The organism is Teichococcus deserti (genome assembly GCF_001982615.1).
GTDB lineage: Bacteria > Pseudomonadota > Alphaproteobacteria > Acetobacterales > Acetobacteraceae > Pseudoroseomonas > Pseudoroseomonas deserti.
Genome location: NZ_MLCO01000199.1, coordinates 1 through 5765, shown reverse-complemented (window position 1 = coordinate 5765; position 5765 = coordinate 1). Strand labels below are relative to the sequence as shown.

Here is a 5765-nt window from a genome sequence, read left to right as displayed (position 1 = left end):
CGCAGGGGGGTGGGGCTGTATTCGGCCGCGCGGTCGGGTGGGATGGTGAAGTCGTCGCAGATCAGCCAGTCGAGCTCGGGCAAGGGGACCGAGCCGATATAGCCGAGATAGGTCGCCTGCACCGGCGCTGGCTTCCAGCGCAGCGTCTGCAGCCGCGCGCCCTTGGTCATGCCGTTCAGGTCGATCAGGATGTCGATCTCGTCGGCGCGGATGCGCTCGGCCAGCGCCGCGTCGTCCAGCGCGCGGACGGGAACGTAGTGGTCGAGGGCCGCGAGCACCCGGGCACGGATCGGGCTGCCGTCGTCGATGCTGGAGCAGTAGCCGAAGACCTCGAACTGGCTGCGGTCGTGGCGTTCCAGCAGCTCGACGATCAGGAAGCTCATCGCGTGGCGGCAGAAGTCCGAGGACATGTAGCCGATGCGGATGCGGTCGTGGCCGTAGCCTTCGGGCGGGCTCAGGCGGTGCGGGGCAGGGGCGATCTTGCGGGTCAGCCAGTGGTGGCCGACCTCACGCTGCGCCTCCGGCTCGGCCAGCAGGGCCAGGGCGCCGAGCGGGCCGGACTGCGTCACCAGCTCACGATAGGGCAGGCCGGGCAGGCCCTCGGGCGGGACGATCGGCCAGGTGCAGGTCTTCTGGCGCAGGTGGCTCCAGTGCTGCACCACGTCGGGCTGGTTCGGGTCGGTCAGCAGCGACCTGAAGAGAAGCTCCATGGCTTCCTCGAAGCGCCCCAGCTCCTCCAGCACGCGGCCGCGGTGGTTGAGCAGCGCGGTGCGGGCGGCGTCGGGCTGCAGCGCCTCGGCCCAGCAGGCCAGCGCCGCCTCGGTCTGGCCCTGGCGTTCCAGCGACAGGCCGAGATTGACCGCGGCCGGGTGGAAGTCCGGCTTCAGCGCCAGCGCCTGCTGATAGGCGCTGGCGGCCTTGCCGGCGTCATGCGGCGCCCATTCGACGCCGAGGTTGAACCAGGCCGCCGCCGATTGCGGCGAGCCCTGATTGGCCATGATCCAGTCGCGATAGACGCCGATCATGGAGAGCGGCGGGCGCGGCAGATCGCTGGTCTCGACCAGGCCGAGCAGCTGCTCCAGCCGCAGCCGGGCGAGCAGGCCCTGGCGCAGTTCGGCTTCCGGCGCCGGCAGCTCCTGGCCCAGCCGCGGCAGCAGCCAGGCGGCCTCCGCGGGGGAGAGGGCGTCGCTCATGCCGCGTCCTCCGCGGGCCAGAGGCGGCGGTCGGCCGCGAAGGGCGTGAAGCGGTGCCGGCGGGCGATGGCGTCCCTGTAGGCGGCTTCGAAGTCCGGCCCGAACTCGACGCTCTCGTGGTCGAGCGCGACGCCGATCTCGAGGTAGCTGTCCAGGTTGGTCAGGTCGGGCCGCGGCAGACGGCCGGCCATGACGTCTTCCCACATGCCCTCGAACAGCTCTTCGAACTTGCGGACGAAAAGCCCGGTGTCGAACAGCACGGAGGTCTGGCGGTTGGCGAGCAGCCGGTCGCGATACTCCGCCAGCTTCGCCCGATCCTGGCCGAGGTCGATGGCGCGGCGGACGTAATCCTCGCCGTCGGCGCACAGCAGCTCGGGCAGGCCGGCGGCGCGCACCAGGCTGCCGCAGACGCGGGAGGCGAAGCTCTGCCCCGGCGTGGTCAGCACCGGCACGCCCATCCACAGCGCGTCGGAGGCGGTGGTGTGCGCGCCATAGGGCGCCGTGTCGAGGAACAGGTCGGCCAGCGGATAGCGCGCGACATGGTCGCGGTTGCTGGCAAGCGGCGCGAAGACCAGGCGGCCAGGATCGATGCCGTGCTCGGTCGCCAGCTGGCGCAGGCGGACATCCACCTCCTCGCTGGATTTCAGCAGCCAGAGCACGCTGCCCGGCACGCCGCGCAGGATCGCCATCCAGCGCGCGAAGACGAAGGGCGTGACCTTCTGCGTGCCGTTGAAGCTGCAGAAGACGGTGGCGTCGTCCGGCAGGCCGGCCTCGGCGCGGCTCGGCGCGCTTTCGGCCAGCACGCGGTTGCGGTCGTTCGGCTGGTAGCAGGGCAGGCGCAGCACCGTCTCGGTGAAGAAGCGCTCGTGCCCGTCAGGGATGATGAAGTCGTCGGCGATGATGTAGTGGTGGTAGGGGCTGCCCATCGAAGCCGGGAAACCCAGCCAGTTGACGATCACCGGGGCCGGGCGGCGGGCCAGCAGCGCGGTGCGGGCGCCGCGGGTATGGCCGTTGACGTCGACCAGGATGTCGATGCCGTGCTGCCGCATCAGGGCCAGCGCCGCGTCGTCGTCCAGCGGGGTGACGTCGTGCCAATGCTCGACCTGGTCGCGGATGCGCTGCTTGGTGGTGTCCTCGGCGGCGATGCCGCAGTAGTAGACGAAGATCTCGAAGCGGTCGCGGTCGTGCAGGCGGTACATGTCGGCGGTGAGGAAGCCGATGGCATGCTCGCGCAGGTCGGACGACAGATAGCCGATGCGCAGCCGCCTTCCCTCGCGCGGCGCGGGGGAGAAGTCCTCGAGCGTGTTGAAGCGCTCGGGATAGCCCACGTCCCGCTGGCTGTAGGACCAGGAATTGGCCAGCTGCAGCATCGGGTCGTCGGTGTAGGTGGCGAGGCTCAGCGGCGCCAGGCGGCGCTTCATCTCGACCAGGTCCAGCGGCCCCAGCGGCTGCAGCAGCGGCCAGCGGCACTGGCGCTGGCGCAGCGCCACCCAGTGCTGCAGCACGTCGCGCTGATGCGGCTGCAGCAGCAGCATCTCCTGCAGGATGGCCTCGGCGCGGGCCAGCTGCTTGCGGTCCTCCAGCAGCCGGGCGGTCTGCTTCTGCGCGGTCAGCTTGTAGGTCAGGTTGTCCGGGCTGACCGCGGCCAGCATGTCGATCGCATGCTTCCAGTGGTCCAGCGCATGGTCGATGGCGCCGAGCTTCTCGTACAAGGCGCCCAGGTTGATATAGGGCGGGATGAAGCCCGGCGCGCGGCGGATCGCCTCGCCGAAGGCCTGGGCGGCGGCGCCCACGTCGTTCTGGCTGGCCAGCAGGACCGCCTGGTTGAAATAGACCGCGTGCAGCAGGGGATCGTCGGGGTTCTGCGCCAGATAGTCGCGATACAGCGCCAGCGCGATCTGCGGCTGCGCGGCGAATTGCTGGGCGGTGGCGAAGAGCGCCACGATGCCGGAATTCTGCATGGGATCCTCCCCGGGCGCGGTCAGGTCAGGCGAGCGCGGGCGCCTCGAGGCCGAGGGCCTCGGCGAAATAGGGGATGGTGCGCCGCAGCCCCTGCTCCAGCGGCACCTGCGGCGCCCAGCCCAGCAGCCTCTCGGCCCGGGTGATGTCCGGGCAGCGCTGCATCGGGTCGTCGGTCGGCAGCGGGCGATAGACCAGCTCGCTGCCCGTGCCGGTCAGCCGCACCACCAGCTCGGCCAGCTCGCGGATGGTGAACTCGCCGGGGTTGCCGATATTGACCGGCCTATGGGCCTCGCCCTCGGCATCCATCAGGCGCATCAGCCCGTCGATCAGGTCGTCGACATAGCAGAAGGAGCGCGTCTGCTGGCCGTCGCCGAACAGGGTGATCGGCTCGCCGCGCAGCGCCTGGGTGACGAAGTTGGAGATCACCCGCCCGTCGTTGGGATGCATGCGCGGGCCATAGGTGTTGAAGATCCGCGCGACGCGGATATCCACCTTGTTCTGCCGGTGATAGTCGAAGAACAGCGTCTCGGCGCAGCGCTTGCCCTCGTCGTAGCAGGAGCGCGGGCCGATCGGATTGACGTTGCCGCGGTAATCCTCGGGCTGCGGATGCACCGTGGGATCGCCATAGACCTCCGAGGTCGAGGCCTGCAGGATGCGCGCGTTCAGCCGCTTGGCCAGGCCGAGCATGTTGATGGCGCCATGCACGGCGGTCTTGATCGTCTGGACGGGATTGTTCTGGTAATGCACCGGCGAGGCCGGGCAGGCCAGGTTGTAGATCTCGTCCACCTCGACGAAGAGGGGGAAGGTCACGTCGTGCCGCATCAGCTCGAAGCGCGGATGGCCGAGCAGATGCAGGACGTTGTCACGCGAGCCGGTGAAGAAGTTGTCGACGCACAACACGTCGTCGCCCCGCGCCAGCAGCCGGTCGCACAGATGCGACCCCAGGAAGCCGGCGCCGCCGGTGACCAGAACTCGTTTGTGCGCGCGCTTCATCGTGGCTTTTCCCCGGGACCGCCGCTTGGATATGCGAGGGGTTTATTAACACAGTGTTGGTTGAAGGAAGGGCCAGGGGACAGGTTGGGGGAATGAATTCCCCCAAACCCCCATCTTTTTTCTGTCAGGCTGCCGCTGTCCGGCGGTGAGGCGGGACGCCGCACTCAAAGGTCGCGCTGCCGCTGGGCAGGGCCACGTACTTTCGTCACGTGGACATGGCAATCTGACAGAAAAAAGATGGGGTCCAGGGGAATTCATTCCCCTGGCCTTACGGCTCCCGAATGCTTTCCTGCAGCCCCCGCGTGATCGGATACAGGAAGTACGCGAGGACACTTCGCGTCCCCACCATGATCTCGGCCGAAACCGTCATGCCCGCCGTCAGCCGGGCGCCGTCGGGCAGGTTGCGCAGCGCCATGCCGTCCAGCGTCACCTGGCCGCGATGGACGGCGCCGCCGCCCATGGCGGGCGGGGTCTCGGCGTCGCGGTTCTCGCTGCCGCGGGTGAAGGATTCCTGGCTGATGGCGCGCAGATGGCCTGACACCGCGCCGTGGCGCTGGAAGGGGAAGGCGTCGACCTTCACCGTCACCGCGTCGCCCGACTTGGTGTAGCCGATATCGGCCGAGCCGATGGTGACCTCGGCGATCAGCGGCACGTCGGCCGGGGTCAGGCTGATCAGCGCCTCGCCCTCGCGCAGCACCGAGCCGACCGAGCGGCGGGCGACCTCGAGCACGACGGCGTCCTGGGGGGCGGTGATGCGGGTCAGCTCGTCCAGGCGGGCGGCCTTGGTCAGCTGCTCCTCGACGCGGGTCAGCTCGCCGCGGGTGCGGACGGCCTCTTCCAGCAGGCTGCGGCGCCATTCGTCGAGGAAGGCCTGGCGCTCGGCGCGGCGGGCGGCGAGGCTGTGGCGCAGCTCGGTCGCGCGGTTCAGGGCGCCGCGCCAGTCCTGCTCGGTCTGCAGCCGCTGGCCGCGGGCGCCGAGATATTGCAGGCGGGAGCCGACCTGGCCTTCCAGCAGCCGGGCGCGGACGCCCTCGACGTCGCTGGCGACGGCCAGCTGCTGCGACAGGTAGGTGGCCTGCTCCTCGGCGGTGCGGATGGCGGCCTGCTGGCTGCCGATCTCCTCGTCGAAGCCGGCCAGGCGGGTGGCGTATTGCGCCTGGCGCTGGCGCCACAGGGTGAATTGCAGGGCGGCGTCCAGGTTGCCGGGGGCGGGGGCGGCCAGCGGCTGCTCGGTCAGCTCGGCTTCCAGGCGGGCGGCCTGGGCGGCCAGCGCCTGGCGCTGGGTGTCGAGGGCGGCGCGGTCGGCGCGGGCGAAGGTGGGGTCGAGCACGGCCAGGACCTGGCCGGCGGAGACGCGCTCGCCCGGGCGGACGCGAATCTCGCGGATGATCGAGCGGTCCATCGGCTGCAGGACCAAAGGCGGGCTGTCGGTCACCAGGCGGCCGGTGCCGACGACGACGATGTCGGTCTCGGTGAGCGCCGCGGTGGCGACCAGGCCGACCAGCAGCAGGGCGACCAGGTAGTGGGGGCCGCGCAGCCAGGGCGGCGGCGGCTCGGCAATGACCTGCTCGAGCTCGTCCTGGAAGTCGAGCACCTCGGGGTCGGCCGGCACCGGGC

General features: G+C 70.2%; 4 protein-coding genes. All 4 read right to left on the bottom strand.

All coding sequences use genetic code 11. From position 1 onward, the window contains the following. The coding region (locus BKE38_RS19235; RefSeq protein ID WP_131829654.1) for an O-linked N-acetylglucosamine transferase, SPINDLY family protein at positions 1-1193 on the bottom strand (1193 nt) is incomplete at its 3' end. After that, positions 1190-3154 (bottom strand): O-linked N-acetylglucosamine transferase, SPINDLY family protein, encoded by a 1965-nt coding sequence (locus BKE38_RS19230; RefSeq protein ID WP_106409259.1) that lies wholly within the window; start codon positions 3152-3154, stop codon positions 1190-1192. The genes BKE38_RS19230 and BKE38_RS19235, both read right to left, overlap by 4 nt. Before the next feature lie 25 nt (positions 3155-3179). After that, on the bottom strand, positions 3180-4148 hold the full coding sequence (locus BKE38_RS19225) for a UDP-glucuronic acid decarboxylase family protein (protein WP_076958878.1): 969 nt from the start codon (positions 4146-4148) through the stop codon (positions 3180-3182). Between the two features lie 268 nt (positions 4149-4416). After that, positions 4417-5765: HlyD family type I secretion periplasmic adaptor subunit (locus tag BKE38_RS19220; RefSeq protein WP_083747680.1), on the bottom strand; the 1349-nt coding region annotated here is incomplete at its 5' end.

Excerpts from the sequence above, each read along its gene's own strand:
- BKE38_RS19225 (WP_076958878.1), bottom strand. The coding sequence starts at position 4,148 with ATGAAGCGCGCGCACAAACGAGTTCTGGTCACCGGCGGCGCCGGCTTC.
- BKE38_RS19230 (WP_106409259.1), bottom strand. The coding sequence starts at position 3,154 with ATGCAGAATTCCGGCATCGTGGCGCTCTTCGCCACCGCCCAGCAATTC.